This window comes from Flavobacterium sp. KY-23415 (genome assembly GCF_055384985.1).
Map to the genome: position 1 here is coordinate 1,086,629 of NZ_AP044001.1, position 24,967 is coordinate 1,111,595.

General features: G+C 30.9%; 20 protein-coding genes and 2 tRNA genes. 5 read left to right on the plus strand and 17 right to left on the minus strand.

What is annotated here, in order from left to right:
• Positions 1-90: 90 nt before the first annotated feature.
• From ACZ49Z_RS04935 to ruvC, 6 genes are all read right to left on the minus strand, one after another.
• Positions 91-453, minus strand: coding sequence for an MmcQ/YjbR family DNA-binding protein (locus tag ACZ49Z_RS04935; RefSeq protein ID WP_464307078.1), 363 nt, complete (start codon positions 451-453; stop codon positions 91-93).
• Positions 454-484: 31 nt separating this feature from the next.
• On the minus strand, positions 485-1,951 hold the full coding sequence (locus ACZ49Z_RS04940) for a glutamate synthase subunit beta (RefSeq protein WP_464307079.1): 1,467 nt from the start codon (positions 1,949-1,951) through the stop codon (positions 485-487).
• 4 nt (positions 1,952-1,955) lie between these two features.
• Positions 1,956-6,461: a glutamate synthase large subunit gene (gene gltB / locus ACZ49Z_RS04945; protein WP_464307080.1), complete on the minus strand. Its 4,506-nt coding sequence runs from the start codon at positions 6,459-6,461 to the stop codon at positions 1,956-1,958.
• A 190-nt stretch (positions 6,462-6,651) separates the two neighbouring features.
• The gene (locus tag ACZ49Z_RS04950) at positions 6,652-7,419 is read right to left on the minus strand and encodes a cyclase family protein (protein ID WP_464307081.1); all 768 of its coding nucleotides are present in this window, start codon (positions 7,417-7,419) and stop codon (positions 6,652-6,654) included.
• Positions 7,420-7,442: 23 nt separating this feature from the next.
• Entirely contained in the window at positions 7,443-8,576 is a 1,134-nt protein-coding gene (hemW, locus tag ACZ49Z_RS04955) for a radical SAM family heme chaperone HemW (RefSeq protein WP_464307082.1), read from the minus strand.
• 51 nt (positions 8,577-8,627) lie between these two features.
• A complete protein-coding gene (ruvC, locus tag ACZ49Z_RS04960) occupies positions 8,628-9,182 on the minus strand; it encodes a crossover junction endodeoxyribonuclease RuvC (protein WP_464307083.1) in 555 nt (184 codons plus the stop codon).
• 54 nt (positions 9,183-9,236) lie between these two features.
• Between ruvC and ACZ49Z_RS04965 the strand changes: the two genes are divergently transcribed.
• Complete coding sequence (locus tag ACZ49Z_RS04965; RefSeq protein WP_464307084.1) at positions 9,237-10,196, plus strand: lysylphosphatidylglycerol synthase domain-containing protein; 960 nt, start codon at positions 9,237-9,239, stop codon at positions 10,194-10,196.
• Complete coding sequence (locus tag ACZ49Z_RS04970; RefSeq protein ID WP_464307085.1) at positions 10,190-11,290, plus strand: glycosyltransferase family 2 protein; 1,101 nt, start codon at positions 10,190-10,192, stop codon at positions 11,288-11,290. The genes ACZ49Z_RS04965 and ACZ49Z_RS04970 overlap by 7 nt, the downstream gene beginning before the upstream one ends.
• Position 11,291: 1 nt before the next feature.
• Here the strand turns inward: ACZ49Z_RS04970 and ACZ49Z_RS04975 are convergent, their stop codons facing one another.
• From ACZ49Z_RS04975 to ACZ49Z_RS04985, 3 genes are all read right to left on the minus strand, one after another.
• Positions 11,292-11,810, minus strand: a complete 519-nt coding sequence (locus ACZ49Z_RS04975) for a hypothetical protein (RefSeq protein WP_464307086.1) — start codon at positions 11,808-11,810, stop codon at positions 11,292-11,294.
• 103 nt (positions 11,811-11,913) lie between these two features.
• Entirely contained in the window at positions 11,914-13,233 is a 1,320-nt protein-coding gene (locus tag ACZ49Z_RS04980; protein ID WP_464307087.1) for an energy transducer TonB, read from the minus strand.
• Positions 13,226-13,594 (minus strand): BlaI/MecI/CopY family transcriptional regulator, encoded by a 369-nt coding sequence (locus tag ACZ49Z_RS04985; protein WP_464307088.1) that lies wholly within the window; start codon positions 13,592-13,594, stop codon positions 13,226-13,228. Before ACZ49Z_RS04985 ends, ACZ49Z_RS04980 begins: the two co-directional genes overlap by 8 nt.
• A 114-nt stretch (positions 13,595-13,708) precedes the next feature.
• Here ACZ49Z_RS04985 and ACZ49Z_RS04990 point away from each other — a divergent pair, with 114 nt between their 5' ends.
• Entirely contained in the window at positions 13,709-14,209 is a 501-nt protein-coding gene (locus ACZ49Z_RS04990) for a DUF456 domain-containing protein (RefSeq protein ID WP_464307089.1), read from the plus strand.
• On the opposite strand, the gene ACZ49Z_RS04995 is transcribed toward ACZ49Z_RS04990, so the two are convergent.
• Both ACZ49Z_RS04995 and ACZ49Z_RS05000 read right to left on the minus strand, forming a co-directional pair.
• On the minus strand, positions 14,206-14,580 hold the full coding sequence (locus tag ACZ49Z_RS04995; protein ID WP_464307090.1) for a hypothetical protein: 375 nt from the start codon (positions 14,578-14,580) through the stop codon (positions 14,206-14,208). The genes ACZ49Z_RS04990 and ACZ49Z_RS04995 overlap by 4 nt on opposite strands.
• A 119-nt stretch (positions 14,581-14,699) precedes the next feature.
• Positions 14,700-15,824: an agmatine deiminase family protein gene (locus ACZ49Z_RS05000; RefSeq protein ID WP_464307091.1), complete on the minus strand. Its 1,125-nt coding sequence runs from the start codon at positions 15,822-15,824 to the stop codon at positions 14,700-14,702.
• Between the two features lie 172 nt (positions 15,825-15,996).
• Here ACZ49Z_RS05000 and ACZ49Z_RS05005 point away from each other — a divergent pair, with 172 nt between their 5' ends.
• Positions 15,997-16,980, plus strand: a complete 984-nt coding sequence (locus ACZ49Z_RS05005; protein WP_464307092.1) for a sensor histidine kinase — start codon at positions 15,997-15,999, stop codon at positions 16,978-16,980.
• Positions 16,977-17,693: a LytR/AlgR family response regulator transcription factor gene (locus ACZ49Z_RS05010; RefSeq protein WP_464307093.1), complete on the plus strand. Its 717-nt coding sequence runs from the start codon at positions 16,977-16,979 to the stop codon at positions 17,691-17,693. The genes ACZ49Z_RS05005 and ACZ49Z_RS05010 overlap by 4 nt, the downstream gene beginning before the upstream one ends.
• Before the next feature lie 35 nt (positions 17,694-17,728).
• On the opposite strand, the gene ACZ49Z_RS05015 is transcribed toward ACZ49Z_RS05010, so the two are convergent.
• From ACZ49Z_RS05015 to dnaE, 6 genes are all read right to left on the minus strand, one after another.
• Positions 17,729-17,802 (minus strand) — tRNA-Asp (locus ACZ49Z_RS05015).
• Between the two features lie 274 nt (positions 17,803-18,076).
• A tRNA-Asp gene (locus ACZ49Z_RS05020) sits at positions 18,077-18,150 on the minus strand.
• A gap of 85 nt (positions 18,151-18,235) precedes the next feature.
• Positions 18,236-19,162 (minus strand): DUF58 domain-containing protein, encoded by a 927-nt coding sequence (locus ACZ49Z_RS05025; protein ID WP_464307094.1) that lies wholly within the window; start codon positions 19,160-19,162, stop codon positions 18,236-18,238.
• Positions 19,163-19,246: 84 nt separating this feature from the next.
• Positions 19,247-19,564: a thioredoxin gene (gene trxA, locus ACZ49Z_RS05030; RefSeq protein ID WP_464307095.1), complete on the minus strand. Its 318-nt coding sequence runs from the start codon at positions 19,562-19,564 to the stop codon at positions 19,247-19,249.
• 110 nt (positions 19,565-19,674) lie between these two features.
• The gene (locus ACZ49Z_RS05035) at positions 19,675-20,259 is read right to left on the minus strand and encodes a peroxiredoxin-like family protein (RefSeq protein WP_464307096.1); all 585 of its coding nucleotides are present in this window, start codon (positions 20,257-20,259) and stop codon (positions 19,675-19,677) included.
• 62 nt (positions 20,260-20,321) lie between these two features.
• Positions 20,322-24,842: a DNA polymerase III subunit alpha gene (gene dnaE, locus ACZ49Z_RS05040; RefSeq protein ID WP_464307097.1), complete on the minus strand. Its 4,521-nt coding sequence runs from the start codon at positions 24,840-24,842 to the stop codon at positions 20,322-20,324.
• Between the last annotated feature and the right edge of the window lie 125 nt (positions 24,843-24,967).

A 24,967-nucleotide genomic window follows, 5' to 3' on the forward strand; every position in this document is an offset into this window, starting at 1 on the left:
TACTAATTAAACACAATTTTTACTTAGCAAAGTTTGAAAAGCTTTTTCTATAGACAAATAGACATAAAGTGTAGACGAATGGTTTTTTGTTTATTCAAGAATTTCTTGTTTGATTTTTTTTGGAAGATTTTCAACTACTAAATGATATGAATGATTTAATAGTTCTAACATCATTTTAGTAGTAACATCACAATTTAAAAAAACAGTATTCCAGTGTTTTTTACTCATATGGTATCCTGGTTGAATCCCCTTATATTCGGCTCTAAGCTCAATTGCTTTTTCAGGATCACATTTTAGATTTAATGATGGATTTCCTTGTTCCCATTTTTGTAACGATGTTAAACAAAACATTTTCCCTGCTACCTTAAACACTAAAGTATCTTCATCAAACGGAAAATGTTCTGTCACTCCTTTTTTTGAAAGGCAATACTCATAAAGCTCTTGAATATCCATACTTAATTTTAAAAAACTAAGATAATCAATTTTAAATTCTTGGCAAATCTATACCTTCCTTTAGTGGTAAATTAGATTTTCCCATTAAGTACTCATCTACATAATGTGCCGCTTGACGTCCTTCTGATATTGCCCAAACAATAAGAGATTGTCCACGACGCATATCTCCTGCCGCAAAAATACCTTTTACATTTGTAGCATAATCTTTTTCTGAAGCTTTGATATTTGTTCTAAAATCCATTTCTACTCCTAATTGCTCCGCCAATGTTTTTTCTGCACCCGTAAAACCAAGTGCTAATAAAACCATATCACATTCCCAGTCTTTTTCACTATTTGGCACTTCAATTAATTGAGGACGTTCTCCTTCTTTGAAAATCCATTCTACTTCAACAGTTTTCAATCCTACTAAATTTCCTTTTTTATCCCCTAAAAATTCTTTAGTAGAAATACTAAAAAATCGTTCCACACCTTCTTTATGAGAGGAAGTCGTTTTCAACTTCATAGGCCAATATGGCCAAGGTTGATTAGCAGGACGACCCAAAGTTGGCTTTGATAATATTTCAAAATTAGTTACCGAAACTGCTCCATGACGATTACTTGTTCCTATACAATCTGAACCAGTATCTCCACCACCAATTACAATAACTTTTTTACCTTTTGCTGATAAAACATCATCAAATTTAATTAAACCATCAACATATTGATTGTTTAGTTTCAAAAATTCCATAGCTTGATGAATCCCTTTTAAATGATTTCCTTTAATAGGAATTCCTCTTCTTTCAGTAGCTCCACCACACATTAAAACAGCATCATAATCGGCTTTAATAGTTTCCACACTTACATTGTTACCAACGTAAGCATTTGTTTTGAAAATAATTCCTTCTTCTTTTAAAACAGCAACTCTTCTATCTATAATTAGCTTTTCCAATTTAAAATCAGGAATTCCATATCGTAATAATCCACCCACTTTAGAATCACGTTCAAAAACTGTTACCGTATGACCAGCTCTATTTAATTGTTGCGCTGCTGCTAAACCAGAAGGACCAGAACCTATTACAGCTACTCTTTTATCAGTTCTTACTTTTGGAGGATGTGCTACTATCCAACCTTCTTTGAAGGCAGTTTCAACTATATTCTTTTCTATATTTTCAATGCTCACTGGATCCTCATTAATTCCAAGCACACAAGCTTCCTCACAAGGTGCTGGACATAATCTTCCTGTAAATTCAGGAAAATTATTAGTTGAATGCAAAATTTCAGCAGCTTCTTTCCATCTTCCTCTGTATACTTTGTCATTAAAATCTGGAATTAAATTGCCTAATGGACAACCACTGTGACAAAACGGGATACCGCAATCCATACATCTCGCTCCTTGAGACTTTAATTTACTTTCATCTAAAGGAATTGTAAATTCATTATAATTTTGAAGACGTTCTTCTACTTTAATATAGTCTTCATCTATTCTTTCATATTCTAAAAATCCTGTTGGCTTTCCCATAATCTTATTGCTTTACAAGGTTTTCTTGTTCTAATCTTATTAATGCTTGTTTGTATTCTTCTGGTAGTACTTTAATGAATTTTGATAATTGGTTTTCCCAATTTTCCAAAATGCGCTGTGCTAATGGACTCATTGTTGCATTATAATGGTTTTCTATTAATTGTTTTAATTGAAGAATATCTTCTTTAATAACAACTGGATCTAAATTTAAACCTTCTTTATTACATTGTTTCTCAAAAGTTCTATTCACATCATAAATGTATGCAATTCCTCCACTCATTCCAGCTCCAAAATTACGTCCTACTTCACCTAAAACAACTGCAACACCACCAGTCATATACTCACAACCATGATCTCCAATTCCTTCAACAACGGCAGTTGCTCCTGAGTTTCTAACGCAAAAACGTTCTCCTGCTTTTCCATTAATATACACTTCTCCAGAAGTTGCTCCATATAAAGCAACATTACCTATAATTACGTTTTCTTCTGGTACAATAGTAGCTTCTTCTGGAACTTTAACAATTAATTTAGCACCAGAAAGTCCTTTTCCTAAATAATCATTTGAATTTCCATTGATTTTTAAGGTTAATCCTTTAGTAGCAAAAGCACCAAAACTTTGTCCTGCAGAACCTGTGAAATTAATTTTCAAAGTGTTTTCAGGTAATCCTTGAGAACCATAAATTTTAGAGATTTCGTTACTTAAAATAGCTCCAAAAGCTCTATCCATATTGGTAATCTTAGATTCTAGAACTGTTTTTTCTTTTCTAAATAAAGCTGGATGTGCTTGACGAATAATTTTAAAATCTAGCGATTTCTCCAAATGATGATCTTGCGATTCAGTATTGTATAATTTTGTATCTTTTGGTACTTTTACTTGGTGTAAAATTGGCGATAAATCTAAACCTAATGCTTTATAATGTTTTATCGTTTTATTTCTATTCAATTTTTGAACTTGACCCACCATTTCATTTACGGTTCTAAACCCTAATTGAGCCATAATTTCCCTTAATTCTTGCGCTACAAAATACATGAAGTTAACCACATGTTCAGGTTTTCCTTCAAATTTCTTACGCAATTCTGGATTTTGAGTAGCAATTCCTACAGGACAAGTATTCAAATGACAAACACGCATCATAATACAACCAGAAGCCACTAATGGAGCGGTTGCGAAACCAAATTCCTCAGCGCCAAGTAAACAAGCAATAGCAACATCGCGACCTGTTTTTAATTGACCATCACATTCTAAAACCACTCGGTTTCTTAGATTATTCATTACCAAAGTCTGTTGCGCTTCAGCCAAACCTAATTCCCAAGGTAAACCAGCATGTTTTAATGAGGTTAAAGGTGATGCACCTGTTCCACCATCATGTCCTGAAATTAATATTACATCTCCTTTTGCTTTAGCTACACCAGCTGCAACAGTTCCAATTCCCACCTCAGAAACCAATTTCACATTGATTCTTGCTTCTCTATTAGCCGATTTTAAATCATAAATTAATTGTGATAAATCTTCAATAGAGTAAATATCGTGATGTGGTGGTGGAGAAATTAAACCTACATAAGGTGTAGAATTTCTAGTTTTAGCAATATCTGGATTTACTTTTGGACCAGGTAACTGTCCACCTTCTCCTGGTTTTGCACCTTGAGCCATTTTAATTTGGATTTCGGAAGCATTCGTAAGATAATTTGATGTTACTCCAAATCGTCCTGAAGCCACTTGCTTTATAGCAGAATTTTTCCAATCTCCATTTGAATCTTTGTAAAAACGTTCTTCATCTTCTCCTCCTTCACCAGAATTACTTTTTCCGCCAATTCTATTCATGGCAACTGCTAAATTCTCATGTGCTTCTTTACTTATAGAGCCATAAGACATTGCTCCAGTTTTAAAACGCTTTACAATATTTGTCCATGGTTCTACTTCTTCTAATGGAATAGGATCAAAATTAGCAAACTCAAACAAACCTCTAATAGTCATTAATTGTTGGGCTTGTTCATTAATTAAATCTGAATATTCTTTATATGTACTATGCTTATTACTTCTAACCGATTCTTGAAGCTTAGCAACAGTTAGAGGGTTAAATAAATGCTTTTCTCCATTTCTTCTCCATTTGTATTGACCACCAAAATCCAAATTCAAATCAGCTTCAATTGATTCTTTTCCATAAGCCTGATTATGTCTATGATAGATTTCTTTTTCGATTTCTCTTAATCCAATACCTTGAATACGAGTAATTGTATTTGGAAAATATTCTTCAACTACTTTAGTATTTAAACCGATACATTCAAATAATTGAGCTCCACGATAAGAATTTAGTGTAGAAATACCAATTTTATTCATCACTTTAAGAATTCCCATTCCTATGGCCTTGTTGTAATTGATAATTGCATCTAGATATTCAACATTTTCAATTTCTTTTTCTTGTACTTGTTTGTAAACAATTTCATTTACTATATAAGGATTAATTGCACTAGCTCCATAACCAAACAGTAAGGCAAAATGATGCACTTCTCTAGGTTCAGCCGATTCTATAATTATACTTACTTTAGCACGTTTACCAATTTTATATAATTCATGATTTACATAAGAACATGCTAACAAAGCAGGAATTGGAGCCATTTTACTATTCACCCCTCTATCAGAAAGAATTATGATATTTCCACCTTCGTCTATAACTTTAGAAGCGTGTTTTACCATATTAACTAAAGCACTTTCTAATTCATTTAATCCTTTACCAACTTCATATAAAATTGGAATAGTAGTTACAACAAAATCGGGATTATTAGTATAGCTTTTAATTTTATCTAAATCGTGTTTTGAAATAACTGGGTTTTGAATTTTTAATTTACGACATTGATCTTCATTAATTTTAAATATGTTAGTATCGCTACCTAAAGTTAAACTAATATCTGTAATTAATTTTTCTCTAATGCCATCCAAAGGTGGATTAGTAACTTGTGCAAATAATTGTTTAAAATAATTGTATATCAATTGAGGTTTATCAGACAAAACAGCAATAGGAGTATCACTTCCCATAGAACCAATAGGCTCTTTACCCGTTTGAGCCATTGGTAAAATAATGGTTCTTAAATCTTCTTCTGTATAACCAAAAACAATTTGACGTTTCTCTAAAGCATCTTCTTTATGTTTGATAGGTCCTTTTTTTGCTGGAATATCTTTTAAATGTACTAAATTTTTATCTAGCCATTTTTTATAAGGATGTTTAGAAACAATATCTTCTTTAATTTCTTCGTCATTGATAATACGACCTTGGTTCATGTTTACTAAAAACATTTTCCCTGGCTCAAGTCTTCCATGACGTTCAATATTTTTTGGATCAATTTCAACAACGCCCGTTTCTGAAGACATGATTACGAAACCATCTTTTGTCACTGTGTATCTTGACGGACGTAACCCATTTCTATCTAATACTGCACCAATATAATTCCCATCTGTAAAAGGAATAGAAGCAGGGCCGTCCCAAGGTTCCATGATACATGAATTGTATTCATAAAATGCTTTTTTAGCTTCAGACATATTTGGGTTTTTCTCCCATGCCTCAGGAACTAACATCATCATTACTTCTGGTAAAGAACGACCCGTCATTAATAATAATTCCACTACCATATCCATTTGGGCAGAATCTGATTTCCCAGGCAAAATTACTGGAAACAAACTTTTTATTTCATCACCAAACCAATCACTTTCCATTAACTCTTGTCGTGATAAGGTCCGTGAAACGTTTCCACGAAGTGTATTAATCTCTCCATTGTGACACATGTATCGAAAAGGTTGTGCCAAATCCCAAGTAGGAAAAGTATTGGTTGAAAAGCGTTGATGTACCAAAGCCAACCTAGTAACTAAAGATGAATCTTGTAAATCTTTATAGTATAATTTTATATCTTCAGGAATTAATAATCCTTTATAAATTATTGTTTTTGCAGATAAACTTGGTAAGTAAAAGTATTTACTTTCAGATAACTTAGAGTTATTAATATGATGTTCAGCTTGTTTACGAGCTGTAAATAACTTTAAATTAAAAGAAAAATCATCTTGCTTTTTATCGTGTTTACCAACGAATATTTGCTTTATATAAGGTTCTGTCTCTGAAGCTATTCTACCCATAACAGATGCATCAACTGGAACTTCTCTCCATCCCAGAACAACCAAACCTTGATTTTCTATATAATGTTCTAATTTTTCAATACAGTATTTACGTTGATTTTCTTTCTTAGGAAGAAAAACATTACTTACTGCATATTCTCCTTCTTTTGGCAAATGAAAATTACAATTTTTTACAAAAAAATCATGTGGGATATCAATTAAAATCCCTGCACCATCTCCTGTCTTCCCATCTGCGCTTACAGCACCTCTATGCTCTAATTTTTCGAGAATTTCTAAAGCTTTATGAATAATATCATTTGATTTATTCCCTTTCAAACTACAAATAAATCCAGCACCACAATTATCGTGTTCAAATTCTGGCAAATAGAGGCCTTGTTTTTTTAGCATAAGATAAAATTATTTAACATGTTCATAATTAGATGATTTCCACTAATTTATAATGAACTATCCTAAAAATAAAATCTTAAATGCATTATTTCGATTTTGAAAATTAGAGCCTTTTAAATAATTAATTTGATAATTTAAACCTTTTTAATTATCAAATTAACAATCATTTTTTTCAGTTGCAAATACGTTTCTAAAAAGGACACTCAATTTTATACAACACTGGTTTTGAAGGAGAAGCATCATTTTCAAAAGATGCAATTTGTAAATTTAATAAATAATTACCATCTGAAATATTATCTGAAACATACAATAATTCTGTTATGGTACAATTCATTCTTGCATCATCATTTACAACCAAAATATCTTTTATATTCCAAAAAGCTTTATGCGCTAATAATTTACCTTGATCGTGCTCTTTATCCACACTAGGTAAATCAATTAATAAATGTTGAATTCCTAATTCTCTAATATAAATTGCGGCCGATTCTTCTAAATAAGGAGGATTTGTATTGGAATACTTTTTGCTTTTTTTACTCTCATGATTTGGAAGCGTTCTAATTATTATAGCTTCTGTATCTTTATTTTTTAATATCAATTCAATTTGTGATTTAGTAATTACCAAATCTTCATTTATTGATTCTGGTTCAACAGAAATTACTTCTGCCGTAAAAAAGAATTTTTGCAAACATTTATTAATACTATAAAAATCATGCGTAATATGACCTAAACATTCAGTATGTGTTCCGTGTGCATGAGGATTAAAGAAAATATTATTGAAGTTAGTAGAGGATTTCCCATTGGAAACTTTCCCAATCCAATCTCCCATTTTTACGGGTTCAATTTCAGGAACATCTTGATACCAAGCAATTGGATTTTGTTCATTATTTGTTAACGGTATCGAAATATCCAATGGTTTTGACAAGTCTATTTGGTATTTATTGTCTATTGTAGCTTGCATAATTCAATATATTTATATTCTATTTATTCTAAATTTAACAAAAATAAATCCGATGCAATTCCATCGCATAAAAACTTACCTTTTTTTGTCGTTTGAAGAACATTATCTTCAATAATTAACAAATCGTCTTCCAAAAAACGTTTTGATTCTTTATTCAGATAATCAAAATATTTCAATCCGAATTCATTTTTTATTCTATCCAAAGAAACACCCCAAATTGTTCGCAATCCTGTCATTATATATTCATTATAACGATCTGTTAACGTTAATTTTTCTGTTTCAATAGGTAATCTGTTTTCTTTAATAGCTTTACTATATAGTGCATTATTCGAAATATTCCAGCCTCTATTTACGCCATCATAACTGTGTGCAGATGGACCAATTCCTATATATTTTTTCCCAAGCCAATAACTTGAATTGTTTTTAGAGAAATAATCTGGTTTCCCGAAATTAGATAATTCATAATGTATGAATCCGTTTTCCTTTAATGTTTCAACTAAAATATGAAAATGTTCTTGTGCTACTTCATCATCAGGTTGTTTAACAATTCCTTTTTTAATGAATTTATCTAAAGCGGTCTTAGGCTCGACTGTTAATGCATAACTTGAAATGTGTGGAATTCCAAAAGACAATGCTTTTTCAATGTTTTGCTTCCATTTTTCATTGCTCATATTTGGCACTCCATAAATTAAATCTAAGGAAATATTATCAAAATACTGTGTTGCTATCTCCAAACATCGTTGTGCTTCTTGAGAGTCATGTGCTCGATTCATCATCTTCAAATCATCTTCAAAAAAAGATTGAATTCCAATTGATAATCTATTTATATTATTTTTTGAAAGTTGAATAATTCGTTCTTCTGTTAAATCATCTGGATTGGCTTCGACTGTTATTTCAGGGTTATCATCAACTTTATAATTCTGATAAACCACATCAATCAACATTTTCAAATCATCAACATCAAGAATACTCGGTGTTCCACCACCAAAATAAATGGTTGCAACAATTTCATCTTTAAACTCATCTTTACGCATTGCAATTTCTTTAGCTAATGCCGAAACCATTTCGTCTTTCTTTTTTAAACTTGTAGAAAAATGAAAGTCGCAGTAATGACACGCTTGCTTGCAAAAAGGAATATGGATATAGATGCCGCTCATTTTTTTATATTCAGTATTTGATATTCATAATCAGTTTTCATCAACTGAATACTACTTCTTAACTCTATTCTCGTTTTGCTTCACAAAAGCATCCCAACCGGAATAACTTTTTCCTGCTTCTATTCTTCCAGAATTGAAAAAGTGACATACTGCTGCTGCCAAACCATCGGTTGAATCGAGGTTTTTAGGTAATGTTTTTAAACCCAAAAGTTGTTGTAGCATTTTTGCTACTTGTTCTTTACTAGCATTACCATTTCCTGTAATAGCCATTTTTATTTTTTTAGGCTCATATTCTGTAATGGGAATATCTCTAGACAAACCTGCTGCCATAGCAACACCTTGTGCTCTACCTAACTTCAACATCGATTGTACATTTTTCCCAAAGAAAGGTGCTTCAATCGCAATTTCATCAGGATGAAAGGTTTCAATAAGTTCAATAGTTCGTTCGAAAATAATTTTCAACTTCTTGTAATGGTCATCATATTTACTGAGAACTAATTCGTTTAACTGAAGAAATTCCATTTTTTTATTCACGACTTTAATTAATCCGAATCCCATTATTGTTGTTCCTGGGTCTATTCCTAATATGATACGTTCGTTTGCCAATATTTTAGTTTAAAAGTTTTAAGTTTAACGCGTAAAGTTTGTTACTTTGCGGTAATGATTTCAATTCCTCACAAAGCTAAGCAATTCCTTGTATTATCAATTAAACTTTTAATTGTATGTATAGCTTTTTATTATATTTATTGGCATTTTCAAGAAAAAAAAAGCATCAACTGGTCTGTAATTCATCATTATTTAAATTGGAAAACACTGCTTATTTTACTTTTACTTTCACTATCAAATTGGTTACTAGAAATTTTAAAATGGCAAAATCTGGTTGATTCATTTAAAAAAATATCGTTCCTAGAAGCTACTAGACAAAGTTTAGGTTCATTAACTGCTTCCATTTTTACTCCTAATAGAATTGGAGAATATGGAGCCAAAATGCTTTATTTTCCTAAAGATGAAGCGAAAAAAGTGCTGTTTCTAAATTTTATTAACAATTGCTCACAAATGTTAGTTACTTGTTTTTTTGGGCTTTTAGGTTTTGTTATTTCTACATTAACAATTAAATCGAATTATGCTTCTTCTTGGCTTTCCTTTAAATTAAAAACAAGTCATTTTTTTATTTTTACTTTATTAATTATACTTTCTTTTTTAGTGATTAAGTACCGAAAAATTGAACTCTATGGTTTTTCACTTCAAAAATTAATAAAAAAAATTAGAAAAATGCCGTCACACTTATGGAAAACAAATTTCCAACTAGCTATAATGCGGTATTTACTTTTTTCGCATCAGTTTTATTTTTTATTAGTTACTTTTAATTGCGAAATCGATTATTCTAATGCTTTAGCTACAATTTTTATCATGTATTTTTTGGCTTCCATAATTCCGAGTATACAATTTATTGATGTAGCGATAAAAGGTAGCGTGGCTCTTTATTTATTTAGTTTTCTAGGTATTGAAAACACAAAAATTATTACTATAACATCGTTAATGTGGGTATTCAATTTAGTAATTCCTGTATTAATAGGTGTTTATTTTGTTTTACGTTTTAAAACACAAAAAGAATGCTAACACTCCTTTTTATCTTATTAATCATTTACACGTTTGCTATTGGCTTACTTATTTTTGGTTTTCTCAAAATAGCAAAACAAAAACACAATACATATAGCCCGAAAACGAAATTTTCAATTGTTGTTCCTTTTAGAAATGAAGCTGAAAATTTACCCAAATTATTACATTCCATTTCACTATTGAATTATCCGAAAACGCTTTTTGAAGTTATATTAGTAGATGATGATTCCGAAGATGAATTTCTTATTAAAGAATCATTATTTCTTTTGTCTATTGTTAAAAATGAAAGAAAATCTAATTCTCCAAAAAAAGACGCTATTGAAACCGCTATTAAAATAGCAAATCACGATTGGATTATTACAACAGATGCAGATTGCTTAGTTCAAAAAAACTGGCTGTCTTCATTTGACAATTTTATTCAAGAAAAAGACCTTAAAATAATTGCTGCTGGTGTTTGTTATTTGCCCAAAAAAGGATTTTTACACGATTTTCAAACTTTAGATTTCCTCAGTTTGCAAGGTGCCACTATTGGAAGTTTTGGAATTAACAAACCTTTTATGTGCAATGGTGCTAACTTTGCCTATAGAAAAGATTTCTTTATCGATTTACATGGCTTTGATGGTAATGCTACAATTGCAAGTGGTGATGATGTCTTTTTACTACAAAAAGGAGTACAACATGACGCAAAGTCAATTGGCTTTCTATACAATCGAGATAGTATTGTAGCTACGCAAACAATAAATAACTGGAAAGAATTATTCATGCAGCGTGTACGTTGGGCTGCAAAAAGCACAGGTTATTCTTCTCTTTTTGGAAAAGGAATTGCTATTCTAGTATTTTTCACTAATCTATCTTGGGTAATTATATTCTTATTATGGCTATTCCAATGCTTCAATCAAAACTTTTTTATGTTGTTTTTTGGCATTAAATTTTTAATTGATTTTATTTTAATCATGCGAGCTTCTAGGTACTTTCAATGTAAAACAAATTGGTTTTTACTTGGATCTCTTTTTTATCCTTTCTTTAGCACAAGTGTTGCTTTGTTTTCTTTATTTGGAAGTTATAATTGGAAAGGAAGGCATTTTAAAAAATAGTTTATTCCGCTATATTAATAACTACTGGCAAAACAAATTGTGATTTCACTTTCATACCTCTTTTTATTGCGGGTTCAATACGTGGAAAATCAGAAAGTTTTTCCTGAAGAATACTATCAATAACCGAAATATCATAGGAAACTACACCTTCTGGTTTTTGGGTTTCAAATTGAATACTAGCATCAGCATGTATCGTCACTTTTACTTTAATTGTATCAATTTCTGGATACATTATTTGCAAAGTATCGACACCTATTCTAGATTGAATATTTTGAATAATATTATCAAAAAAACACCTCTTTTGCAATTCTGTATCAAGAATAGAATCACATGAAAAAGCGGTAGGAAATTCATCTACTTCTTTCCAATTAATTTTTTTTAATTCTTGTTCTAACAACTCTTGCTCGTCTGGAGCTTTTTTATCAAAATACTGACAAGAATTTAAACTTAAAAGAAATATAAAAAGACTAATTTTTTTCAAAACTGGATATTTGCTGTAAAAATAGCAAGAATTTTTCATTACCGAGCTTCTTTACTGTTTAAATGATTTTATAAAATCTTTTTAAAGCAAAAAAACCCGTTTCATTTTTTTTTACGGGTCTTTTTCTAGAATATCTAATTCTCTATTTCTTTATTGGTTTTGGTGATGTTGGAGGAGGAGGCACTAAATCGTTTTTTGAAGTATGTACTTCGGCTTGCAATTTAAACGTTAAAGGTATGCCATATCTAACACTTACATTTTTACCATTATGCAATGCTGGTTTAAACTTAGGTAACAAAGACATAATTCTTTTTGCCTCATTAACTAACAACCCATTTGGGTCATTTGCTTCATCTTTAGACCTGGCCACCAACTGATCAATATTTCCTTCTTTATTAATTACAAACTGAATAAAAACTGTCCCTTGAATATTTTTTTTTGCTGCTTCACTTGGATAGACAAAATGCTGCTTAATATGCTGCTGCATTTCTTCATTAAAGCAACTCATAATTTCGTTTTTGGGAGTACTTTCACATGAAAGAAATGAGGGAATCTGATCTACAGCTCCAAAGGAAAGATCTTCTTTTACATTTTTCTCTTTTTCCTGAGCAACTAACTCAATTGAAAAGAACATAAAAAAGATTGCGATTAAAGGCATAACTAGTGAATACTTTAGCATTCCGCTTTTTTTTGATTTTGATTTTTGTAACATAACGATTCGTTTTTTGATTAATGATTGATTTAAAAAATTATTTGTAAATGCGATATTCTCTACTTGAAAAACCTGATTTATAATGCTTTGATAGTATTTTATTTTATTATGACAAACAGTTATTTGATCTGCTTCAAATTCATGCACTTCGGTTATTTTCTTTTGATAAAAAAGAAGTAGCGGATTGAACCAAAATATAATTTTCATAACCTCTATAAGCAGCAAATCTATGGAATGCTTCTTCTTTTTATGCACTAATTCATGCCTTAGAATAATTTCAAAATCTTTAATTTGATCTCCAATAAATATATAATGCAAAAAAGAAAAAGCATCACTTGAATCTTTTAATCTATTCAAAACTAATCCGTTAAAATTTTCTTCTATTGAAGTTTTAAGTAATTTCTGAATCTTCATTAATCGCAACAAAAAGAAACCAAAAGAAATAATTGCACCTATTAGATATAAAACTACAATCAAATTACTCTGAAAAAAAGATTTATGTGTTATTTCTTTCATAGCAACTTTTAAATTTGAATTGACAACTATTTCTTTAAGCCCAATAAATTGTTGTTCTGGATTTTCTAATGAAACTTTTAGAAAAGGCAAGAGCAAAGAAATCATCAAGCTGAGCAACAAGTACATCCTATTCCAACTAAAAAAGGTTTCATTCTTCAGTACTAACTGATAAATTATTAAAAAACCAACTTGAAGAAAGATTGTTTGAAAACTATATTGTAAAAACTCACTCATCTTTCTCCTTTTTAATTTCTTTCAATAATGCTTCAACATCTTTAATATCTATATCATTTCTTTTCACAAAGAAAGAAACCATGTTTTTAAATGATCCTTGAAAATAATTGTCCATCAATTTATTTAATGACGAATTAGAATATTCCGATTTCTTAACTATTGGAAAATAAATATAACCTTTACCTTCTTGCCTATGTGAAACAAATTCTTTTGTTTCTAAAATTCTTATAATAGTTGAAACAGTATTATAGGCCGGTTTTGGTTCTGGAAGCTGCTCTATTATTTCTTTTACATTTCCTTCATTCAATTTCCAAAGAACCTGCATTAACTCTTCTTCTGCTTTTGTTAATTGTCTTGTCATTTTTCAACTAATTTTTTAGTTTACAAATTCAAATATAAACTAATTTTTTAGTTTTAACTAATTTTTTAGTTAATTTTTATTTTAATATATTTATACCTTAACAAGCATTACACTATGGAATATTTTCTTTTAATTACAGGTTTTTGTTTAATGATTATAGGTGTTTTAGGAAGTTTTATACCTGTATTACCGGGACCACCAATAAGTTGGATAGGAATATTACTTCTTTATTTGTCACCACAAATCAAAAACAATTATTGGATTTTAGGAATCACTCTTATAATAGCTCTAATTGTTACAATTCTAGACTATATAATTCCAGCGCAAGGAACCAAAAAATTTGGAGGCAGTAAATATGGAATTTGGGGAACAAATATTGGGCTTATTGTTGGCATAATATCTCCAATTCCTTTTAGCTTCCTAATTGGTCCATTCCTTGGTGCATTTATAGGAGAATTAATCCACGACACCAAAGATCATAACAGAGCACTAAGAGCAGCGACAGGATCTTTTCTAGGGTTTCTAGCAGGAACATTTATTAAGTTCCTTATATCCATTATTTACTTAGGCCTTTTTCTTAGTATTGTTTGGGACAACTGGAATATATGGTTCTAACAAGTGGTATATTTCTTAAAATCATTTAATCTAAGCGAATCGATTAAATCGCACGCAATTTCAAAATCTTTTTCATCCATTAGCATTTTAATTTTCTTTTCTTTCCATTTAAAAACAACATAAAATCTTGTTTTATTCATCCTGAAAAACAATAGATATATTAAACCCGCAAAGTAAATAGCCATTACACTGCCTGGAATATAAATAGGGAGAAAAATCGCTAAAAAAATTAACAAATAAACCACCAATAAACTTTTAGTTATTACGTTACTTTTCAAATGAAAAGCTACTGAATCAATATCAAAATAATTTATTTCGATATTTTTCCTACCTTTTATAACTACCTTTTGATCAACCAATTGCAAATTCATAATTTAATTATTTTAATAATTATCTAATAAAGGTAAAAAGGTATTTAAAATTAATCTTACATGAAAAATAGACATTTTGTTAAAGTTTCAATACAACTTTAACAAAATAGCTCTTAATTTTATTCAACTGGCTGTTGCTGAGTTACACAATGCACCATACCTCCATATTCATTTAAATTTCTAACATCTATCCCAACAACAGTTCTATTTGGAAATTGCAACTGTATAATTCCATTGGCTACACTGTCATTTAGATCGTTATAATTTGGCACTAAAACAACATTATTTGCAATGTAAAAATTTGCATATGATCCCTTATATCCTAAATTTTTTCCATAAGCAGTAACAACATTATCCTTTGTTAATGGCAACTCCACAATAGAATAAGACACTCCATTTTTATTTTTAGCAGTATACAATGCATCAATATCTTCTTGAGGCACTTCCCATTCTAATAAATCAGATTTACTCATAGTAATTAAAGTATTTTGATTTACAAACTTTGCAAATCCATCTATATGCATATCTGTTATTTCCAAACCAGAAATACCATTTAACCAAATAAAATTTATCACACCATAATATTTCTTTAGAATTTGTTCAGCTTGATCTACTGTCATTCCAGGATTTCTATTAGAATTTAAAATTGCGCTTTTCGTAGCCAGTAAAGTTCCGTTACCATCGATCTCTACAGCCCCTCCTTCAATAGTCATTAGATTATTCAGATTTAAAACTGTGATTCCTTGACTTAACCCAATTTTTTTTGGAGTATCATCACATTTTGCATAATTGAATTTATTTCCCCAACCATTAAACCCCCAATCTTCAACTACTAGCCTACCATTTTCATCTCTAACATATATTGGCCCACTATCTCTAGACCAAACATCATCGGTTTTAAGAATTTTCAGATCTATATTAGCCATATTTATTCCTGCGTTATTCAGCAATCCTAAAATTCTATTTTTTTCAACACTATCATAAACTGCGATATGTACTTTCTCACCACTCACTAAAGCCCTAGTCATTTGAATCCACGTCGGATCAAGACTATTTCTATATCCAATTCCAAATTGATATTGATGTGGCCAAAATAACCATGTTCCCTCATGCGCTTCACTTTCTTCAGGCATTGTATATTCAATTAAATCAGATATATTGTCAGCAACCTCATCTTCTTCTCCTGAACTACAAGCAAACAAACCAAAAACAACTAAGGCTAAAATTAAATTTATTTTTTCCATTTTTAACATATTTCTAATTTAACAAAACTTTCCTTTTATGAGATTGTAAAACTAGATCGAGAATCGATTTGAACGAAATAAAATCCACCAAACTGAATATTTTAGGACTAAAAAACTTAAATCTTATACTTTTTCACTTTTGATTATCAATAACTTTGTATTTTCAAAGACAATGAAACATATTTTTTATCACATTTTATTTTGGATTTTTATTTTCTTATTCATTCTTGATTATTTTATTCATGAATACAATACTATTGACGCATTAATTCTAACCGTAATCGAATGTACTTTATATGCTATTATTAGCTATTGTAATCTATATTTTCTTATCAAACGCTTTTTAATCAAGAAAAAAACATGGCAATATGGAATTAGTATTTTAACATTTCTTTTCATAATTTTCATCCCTTATCAGTTTTTAGGTCTTGGAAAAATCCTTTTATATGAAAAAGAAATAGAAACATTTATTTCCTTTTCACTAAACTATTTTATGTTTATTCTAATTTCATTATTGTATTGGTATGTTTTATTGTTTCAAAAAGAAAAACACAAAACCCTTGAATTTGAAAACATGAAACTACACTCAGAGATCGCAATACTTAAATCAAAAATAAATCCTCATTTCCTTTTTAACTCTTTAAACAACGTTTACTCACTAACGTTAAACAACAAAAACGAAGAAGCTTTAAAAACAATTGAAATTCTATCAAAAATTCTTCGCTATTTTATATACACAAACACTGAAAAACCAACCTCTATACAAAATGAAATTGAGATCATTAAACAATATATTTCGTTTAATAATATTAAAAAAAACACAGAAAAGATTTCCTTCAACATTAACAATTCTGTGGACTATAGTAAATACGAAATAATACCACACATTTTAATTACAATTATAGAAAATGGCTTTAAACATAGTGACATTAGAAACAATAAAGATGGCTTTTTTAATTTCAATCTGGACATTATTAAAAACACTTTACACATAAAATCAAACAACACTTACTCCGTAAAAAGCACAAAACCAGGAATAGGAATGACTATTTTAAAAAAACAATTGGAGTTTTTTTACAAAAACAACCACACTTTAATTATTGATGATCAAAATTTTCAATATTCATTGACTTTAACTATAAATCTTTCAAAATGAGAACTTTTACCTGTATAATTATAGAAGACGAACCATTAGCACAAGAACTATTAGAAAATCACCTTTCATATTTTCCAAATATTCAAATTATTAAAAAATTCCATAACGGGATTGATGCATTAACATTTCTTAGTTCAAATGAGACAGATATTTTATTCCTAGATATAGAAATGCCAAATATGAATGGTATTGACTTATTAAAATTGATAAAAAAACAACCTCAAACCATATTCACTACTGCATATTCCGAATATGCACTAGAGAGTTACAATTACAATGCTGTAGATTATTTATTAAAGCCAATTACATTTAATAGATTTTGTATAGCAATAAATAAAGTATTAAATATTTTAGAAAAAAACAAAGATTCTGACAAAAGAGAATATTCAGAGTTTATTTTTGTTAAATCAGATTTTAAAGCGGTAAAAATTATACTCAGTGACGTTTTATATATTGAAGGAATGCAAAAATACATTAAAATTTACCACAAAGACGGATATACCACTACACTAATGAGTTTGTCTAAAATCACTCAAGTATTAAATCCTAAGATTTTCATGAGGTGTCAGAAATCTTTCATTATAAATATCACAAAAATAAAGAGTATTGAAGGTAATTTCGCTCATATTGAGAATAACTTTAAAATACCACTTAATAAAAACGGCAAGATAGAATTGATTCAAAAAATTGATCCAAATAAATTATTACAATAAAAAAAGCAACCCAACTGGATTGCTTTTTAAAGTAGCGGTCTGGACGGGACTCGAACCCGCGACCCCATGCGTGACAGGCATGTATTCTAACCAACTGAACTACCAAACCTACTCTGTTTTTATCTGGGTGCAAATGTAAGCAAAAATTCTAAATTTGCAACCTTTTTTTTATTTTTTTTTTAAAATTATCTAATACCGTTTATTTAATCAAAAAAGCCATCCAAATTCTGAAAAAAATATTCAGAATATATGGAAAGCTTTTCATTGGTCTAACTACTAAACCTGCTACGAGTTACAAAGTCGTAGCGTAAACAACACAACTATTTTAGATACTTTTAGGGGGCAAAAAAGCACCTCATCTCTGAAGTGCTTCCCCAATTTAGCGGTCTGGACGGGACTCGAACCCGCGACCCCATGCGTGACAGGCATGTATTCTAACCAACTGAACTACCAAACCATTGCTCTATTGCGGTGCAAATATACAACGCTTTTTCATTTCTCCAAATGTTTTAGATAAAAAAATCACAACTTTTTTTCAAAAATCAAACAAACCTCTGTCTTTCAACCAAATATGTAGTAATTATTTTTTCAAAATTTTCTCCTACTGAAACAGGAACATATTGAATTCTATATCTTAGACATGTATTTTCAATTTCTTTAAAATAACCTAAAACCTCTTTCTCATAATCATCTTTAATATTTTCTGCAAACAAATGAATAGCCTCACCAGATTCAACATCAATAAATTTTTTAGGGGTGTTGTCAAAATCAAAAAATAATTCTGTTTTTGCATCATAAACATGAAAAACCACCACCTTATGCTTATTATGCTTTAAATGCTGTAAAGCTTTAAAAATTTTATCTTGGTCTTCATTTTGAAACATGTCTGTAAACAGAACAACCATGGAACGTCTGTGAATATTTTCAGCGATTTGATGCAAAAAAGATACTGTATCTGTAGTTTTTGTTTTTTTAGAATTTTGCAACATCACTTCTAACTTATCCAATATCATTCTATGATGCCTATCACTTCCTTTTTCTGGTGCATAATATTCATATTGATCTGAATAAACACTTATTCCCACTGCATCTCTTTGCTTCTTTAGTAAATTCATTAATACCGCCGAAGCAAGAACAGAAAAACCAATTTTACTTTTATAAAATTCTTGATCTGATTTTAAAACAGGATAATGCATTGAAGAAGAGTTATCTAAAATTAAATGACAACGCAGGTTCGTTTCTTCTTCATATCTTTTTGTGTAGAGTCTATCTGTTTTTGCAAACAACTTCCAGTCAATATGCTTGGTACTTTCTCCTGGGTTATAAATTTTATGCTCAGCAAACTCGGCTGAGAAGCCATGAAACGGACTTTTATGCATTCCTGAAATAAACCCTTCCACTACTTGGTTTGCCAACAACTCTAAATGCTTAAAGCTGGCAATTTTTTGTAACTGATTTTCAATCTTCATGACTCAAATATACTGAGATAAATTCTTTAATCACAAAAAAAGGTCTAACTTTCGTTAGACCTTTTGATTTTATTTTATTACCAATTATAACAATACATCGATTGCGTCTGTATATGTTTTTTTGGGAGCAACTCCAACTTGACGAGCAACTACTTCTCCATTTTGAAAAACTAAAACTGTAGGAATGTTTCTAACACCGTACTTAGCTGCAAACTCTTGGTTTGCATCTACATCTACTTTTCCTACTACTGCTTTTCCGTCATATTCTGCAGCCACCTCATCGATAACTGGCCCAACCATTCTACATGGTCCACACCAAGCTGCCCAAAAATCTACTACTACTGGTTTATCTGATTTTAATACTACTTCTTCAAAAGTAGCATCTGTTATTGCTAATGCCATATCTTTTATTATTTATTTTTTTATTAGTAAGAAACAAATTTAATCAAATATTTGAATTTGAGCATGCTCTTTAAATTAGTTTTACTTATACAACTATATTAAAAACTAATTTATAGTGATTTTAACACTGAGAGCAATAACTCACCATTTAATCTTTTCGAATAATCTGGATTAATATACAAAAATTCAATTTCTTGTTTCTCATTAACCACATAAACCGTTGGAACGGGCAACCATGAACTGTTTTTGCCTTCTGAATATTTCCCCAACATTTTTCCATATTTCTCTGGAGTAGCAAAAGCAATACCTACCGCTTTTGAAAAGTTACCTTCACTATCAGAAAACAACATATAATTCAACTTATCCTTTCCTTCTGTTTCTCTTAAAAAAACAGGAGCATCTGGACTAATTGCAACAATTTGATAACCTAATTCTACAATCTCAGATTCTATTTCTTGCATTTCGGATAATTGCGCATTACAGTAAGGACACCAACCCCCTCTATAAACAACTACTACCGTCTTCTTAGAGAAAATCGAATTTGTTTCTTCATTTCTTCCATTTGTATCTGACAATTTAACATTTGGAATTTTTTCACCAATCAACAAAGGAGTTATATTTTCTGGAGCATCAGCAATTTGAGCATTCCCTAAAAACGAAAAACTCATCAATAAAATTGCAATTATTTTTTTCATGTTTCTATTTTTGAGACCAAATTTAAAGCACTTCCTTTTAAACTAGTGTTAAGTAGCTAACACTAATTGAGTTTGAAATTAATCTGCATTGCTTCTAATTCTTGAAGCAATTCGTTTGAAATTTTCACCTTTATCTTTCGACTTGGCATTACCAACTTAGTCACTACCTTAACCTCTTCTACTTCTGTAATTGATGGAGCAATTTCAACTTGTTCCATAACCTCATCTGTTTCCGTTTCATCACTCACATCGATAACTTCATTTTCAACTACTTCAACAACTTGTTTCTTAACGGTTTCTAATTCCATAACTTCAATAGTTATAGGGTTGTCTCCAGTTTCTTTTTTAAACAATTCAAACAATGTTTGTATCAAAGATTCCTTTAGCTCTACAACATTAAATTGCAAAATCAATTTTTTAGCAAATGTGGTTAAAACATCTTGCAGGTATTGAATTCCTATAAACTGCACTCTTGGGTCTCCTTTTTTTCCTTCTGCATTAGTCCACCCTTCTTTTACAGACAATTTCATAAAAGTAAAGTTATTTTGAATTAAGAAGTGTCGGTACTTCAAATACTCTTCTCCAAAAATTCTAAACTCATAACTCTCATCATAGCCTTCCAAAGTAAACATTCCCCAACCTTTTCCATTTTTTGCTACTCGGTGTTCTACCCTTGTAATAATTCCTCCAATACTCACGTTTTTACCAACTAAACTACTTAGATCTTTTAATTGCTCTAATTTTGTATTACAGAAATATTTCATTTCATACTTATAATCATCTAAAGGATGACCCGAAATATAGATCCCAACAACATCTTTCTCTTTCGCCAATTTTTCCATTGTATTCCACTCTTCACATGGAGGCACAACAGGCTCTGGAATTTGAACTTCCGAAGCATCTCCAAAAAGACTTACTTGAGAGGAATTTTCATTTTCTTGAAATTTAGCACCGTACTTGATCGCCTTTTCATAGAACGTAATTCCATCACCTTCATCATGAAAATATTGTGCTCTATGCGTATCTTCAAAACAATCAAATCCTCCTGCTAATGCTAAATTTTCGAAAGCTTTCTTATTTGCAGCTCTCAAATCAATTCGTTTCGCTAAATCGAATATAGACTTATATTTCCCCTCTTTTCTATTTTCAACAATCGTATTTACTGCTCCTTCCCCTACACCTTTAATCGCACCCATTCCAAATCGGACAGCATAATTTTCGTTTACTGTAAATTTATAAAATGACTCATTCACATCTGGTCCCAAAACAGCCAATCCCATTCTTTTACATTCTTCCATGAAAAACGAAACTTGCTTAATATCGTTCATATTATTAGAAAGTACGGCTGCCATATATTCCGCTGGATAATGCGCCTTTAAATATGCCGTTTGATAGGCTACCCAAGCATAACAAGTAGAGTGCGACTTATTGAAGGCATAACTTGCAAAGGCTTCCCAGTCTTTCCAGATTTTTTCTAAAACAGTAGCATCATGTCCTTTTGCAGCTGCTTGCTCTACAAATTTTGGCTTCATTTTATCCAAAACATCCTTCTGTTTTTTTCCCATTGCCTTACGCAAGACATCGGCCTCACCTTTTGTAAATCCTGCCAAAGACTGAGACAAAAGCATCACTTGCTCTTGATAAACAGTAATTCCATAAGTTTCTCCTAAATATTCTTCACAGGCGTCTAAATCATATACAATAGGCTCTTCTCCATTTTTCCTCCTAACAAAAGAAGGAATATACTCTAATGGCCCTGGACGATACAATGCATTCATTGCAATTAAATCTCCAAAAACTGTAGGCTTTAAATCCTTCATGTACTTTTGCATCCCTGGAGACTCATACTGAAATATTCCAACGGTTTCACCTCTTTGGAACAACTCATAGGTTTTTACATCATCAATTGGAAAAGTGTCAGGATCCAATTCAATCCCTAATCTATATTTTACTAACTTAACGGTATCTTTAATTAATGTTAGGGTCTTCAGACCCAAAAAGTCCATTTTCAGCAATCCGGCACTTTCTGCAACTGAGTTGTCAAATTGTGTAACATACAAATCAGAATCTTTTGCTGTGGTTACAGGAACGAAATTTGTAATATCAGAAGGTGTAATAATTACCCCACAAGCGTGAATTCCTGTATTTCGCATGGAACCTTCTAATATTTTTGCCTGCTGAATTGTTTCACCAGCTAAATCACCTTCATTGGCAATTGCAATCAATTCTTTTACTTTATCAAACTCATCAGATCGTAATGCTTTTTTTACATCATCTTCTTTTTCTGAAATAAAACGTGCCAAATTCCATTTTGAAGGCATCATTCCAGGAATCAATTTTGCAATTCTATCGGCTTCAAAAAGTGGCAAATCTAATACTCGTGCTGTATCTCTAATTGCCGATTTGGTTGCCATTTTCCCATAAGTAATAATCTGAGCAACTTGATTGGCTCCATATTTATTGATTACATAATCCATTACACGACCACGACCTTCATCATCAAAATCAATATCAATATCGGGCATGGACACACGGTCAGGATTTAAAAAACGCTCAAAAAGCAAATCATACTTAATCGGATCAATATTAGTAATTCCCAAACAGTATGCCACAGCAGAACCTGCAGCCGAACCACGACCAGGTCCAACTGAAACATCCATTTTTCTAGCTTCAGCAATAAAATCCTGCACAATCAAGAAATAACCAGGATAACCAGAATTAGAAATGGTTAGTAATTCAAAATCTAAACGCTCTTGTATAGAAGGTGTAATTTCACCATATCTTCTTTTAGCTCCTTCAATTGTTAAATGTCTCAAATAGGCATTTTCACCTCTAACACCACCATCTAGCTCATCTTCAGGATTAACAAATTCAGCCGGAATATCATATTTTGGAAGTAATACATCTCGATATAGTGAATAAATTTCAACTTTATCAACAATTTCTTGAATGTTTATTATTGCATCAGGAAGATCTGCAAATAGTTTTTTCATTTCCTCCTGCGACTTAAAATAATATTCCTGATTAGGCAAACCATATCGATAACCACGACCACGACCTATAGGTGTTGCTTGCTTTTCACCATCTTTCACACACAATAAAATATCGTGTGCATTCGCATCTTCCTTATTTACATAATAAGTGTTATTGGTGGCTATTAACTTAACATTGTGCTTTTGAGAAAACTCTATTAAAGTCTTATTAACTCTATTTTCATCTTCTTGATTGTGACGCATAATCTCCAAGTAAAAATCATCTTGAAACTGTTCTTTCCACCAAATCAATGCTTCTTCCGCTTGGTTTTCCCCTAAATTTAAAATCTTACTTGGAATTTCTCCATATAAATTCCCAGAAAGAACCATCACATCTTCCTTGTATTGCTCAACTATTTTTTTATCTATTCTTGGCACATAATAAAACCCATCAGTATAGGCCAATGAAGACATCTTAGCTAAATTATGATATCCTTTCTTATTTTTTGCCAACAAAACAACCTGATAACCATTATCTTTCTTCGTTTTATCTTTATGATCTTCGCAGATATTAAATTCACAGCCTACAATAGGTTTTATTTCGATATCCGTTGGTTCTTCACCCGCTTCAATAGCTGCTTCAATCTTTGCTTTTGCACTTTTATTATGATTCATAACTGCACTTACAAAATGAAAAGCCCCCATCATGTTTCCAGTATCCGTCATAGCAACAGCAGGCATTTTACCCTTAACTGCTGCAGAAACCAAAGCTGGAATAGCGATAGTGGATTGCAATACCGAAAACTGTGAATGATTATGCAAGTGCGCAAACTTTGCTACTGAAAAATCTTCTTTATCTGCTTCTGAGATTGTCGTTTGTATATTCTCCTGTTCAATTTTTTGCAACCTCTGTCTGATCTTATCAGAAGCTGCTTTCAAATTGATATGCTTTAACCCAATGAGCTGAATTTCTTTTGGATTATGCTCTTTAAATCTAACAAAATAATCAGGAGTAACATCTAATTCTTCCTTTGTAAAAACCTGACGATTAATTAACTCTAAGAAACAACGTGTTGTTGCTTCCACATCGGCTGTAGCATTATGAGCCTCAGCAAAAGGCTGATGAAACAAATACTCGTGCAGTTCTGTCAATGTAGGCAATTTAAACTTCCCTCCACGTCCACCTGGAAGCTGTAGCAATTCTGCAGTAACTTCTGTACAAGTGTCTAAAACTGGCATATTTGCCATGTCTGACTCTATATTCATTCGATGGAACTCACACCCCATGATATTAACGTCAAAACCTACATTTTGCCCAACTATATATTTTGCTTTAGACAAAGCAACATTAAATTTCTCTAAAACCTCCAACAAAGAAACCCCTTGTTCATCTGCCAATTCTGTAGAAATTCCATGAATACGTTCTGCATCATAGGGAATATTAAAACCTTCTGGTTTCACCAAATAATCTTGATGTTCTACCAAATTTCCCATTTCATCATGCAATTGCCAAGCTATCTGAATACAACGCGGCCAGTTATCTGTATCTGTTATAGGAGCAGACCAACTACGCGGTAAACCAGTCGTTTCTGTATCGAAAATTAAGTACATCTTTCTTTAAATTAGGTAAAAACAAAGATACTGTTTAAAAAAACTTGATACAATTTTAATTGTTAACAGGAGATTGTTTTTTTAACACAAATTACAGAAAAAACATACCTACTGTTAAATCTAAT

Bases quoted from the DNA above. Each gene is read 5' to 3' on its own strand.
- ACZ49Z_RS04935 (WP_464307078.1), bottom strand. From the start codon at position 453: ATGGATATTCAAGAGCTTTATGAGTATTGCCTTTCAAAAAAAGGAGTG.
- ACZ49Z_RS04940 (WP_464307079.1), bottom strand. From the start codon at position 1,951: ATGGGAAAGCCAACAGGATTTTTAGAATATGAAAGAATAGATGAAGAC.
- gltB (WP_464307080.1), bottom strand. From the start codon at position 6,461: ATGCTAAAAAAACAAGGCCTCTATTTGCCAGAATTTGAACACGATAAT.
- ACZ49Z_RS04950 (WP_464307081.1), bottom strand. From the start codon at position 7,419: ATGCAAGCTACAATAGACAATAAATACCAAATAGACTTGTCAAAACCA.
- hemW (WP_464307082.1), bottom strand. From the start codon at position 8,576: ATGAGCGGCATCTATATCCATATTCCTTTTTGCAAGCAAGCGTGTCAT.
- ACZ49Z_RS04965 (WP_464307084.1), top strand. From the start codon at position 9,237: ATGATTTCAATTCCTCACAAAGCTAAGCAATTCCTTGTATTATCAATT.
- ACZ49Z_RS04970 (WP_464307085.1), top strand. From the start codon at position 10,190: ATGCTAACACTCCTTTTTATCTTATTAATCATTTACACGTTTGCTATT.
- ACZ49Z_RS04975 (WP_464307086.1), bottom strand. From the start codon at position 11,810: ATGAAAAATTCTTGCTATTTTTACAGCAAATATCCAGTTTTGAAAAAA.
- ACZ49Z_RS04980 (WP_464307087.1), bottom strand. From the start codon at position 13,233: ATGAGTGAGTTTTTACAATATAGTTTTCAAACAATCTTTCTTCAAGTT.
- ACZ49Z_RS04985 (WP_464307088.1), bottom strand. From the start codon at position 13,594: ATGACAAGACAATTAACAAAAGCAGAAGAAGAGTTAATGCAGGTTCTT.
- ACZ49Z_RS04990 (WP_464307089.1), top strand. From the start codon at position 13,709: ATGGAATATTTTCTTTTAATTACAGGTTTTTGTTTAATGATTATAGGT.
- ACZ49Z_RS04995 (WP_464307090.1), bottom strand. From the start codon at position 14,580: ATGAATTTGCAATTGGTTGATCAAAAGGTAGTTATAAAAGGTAGGAAA.
- ACZ49Z_RS05000 (WP_464307091.1), bottom strand. From the start codon at position 15,824: ATGGAAAAAATAAATTTAATTTTAGCCTTAGTTGTTTTTGGTTTGTTT.
- ACZ49Z_RS05005 (WP_464307092.1), top strand. From the start codon at position 15,997: ATGAAACATATTTTTTATCACATTTTATTTTGGATTTTTATTTTCTTA.
- ACZ49Z_RS05010 (WP_464307093.1), top strand. From the start codon at position 16,977: ATGAGAACTTTTACCTGTATAATTATAGAAGACGAACCATTAGCACAA.
- ACZ49Z_RS05025 (WP_464307094.1), bottom strand. From the start codon at position 19,162: ATGAAGATTGAAAATCAGTTACAAAAAATTGCCAGCTTTAAGCATTTA.
- trxA (WP_464307095.1), bottom strand. From the start codon at position 19,564: ATGGCATTAGCAATAACAGATGCTACTTTTGAAGAAGTAGTATTAAAA.
- ACZ49Z_RS05035 (WP_464307096.1), bottom strand. From the start codon at position 20,259: ATGAAAAAAATAATTGCAATTTTATTGATGAGTTTTTCGTTTTTAGGG.
- dnaE (WP_464307097.1), bottom strand. From the start codon at position 24,842: ATGTACTTAATTTTCGATACAGAAACGACTGGTTTACCGCGTAGTTGG.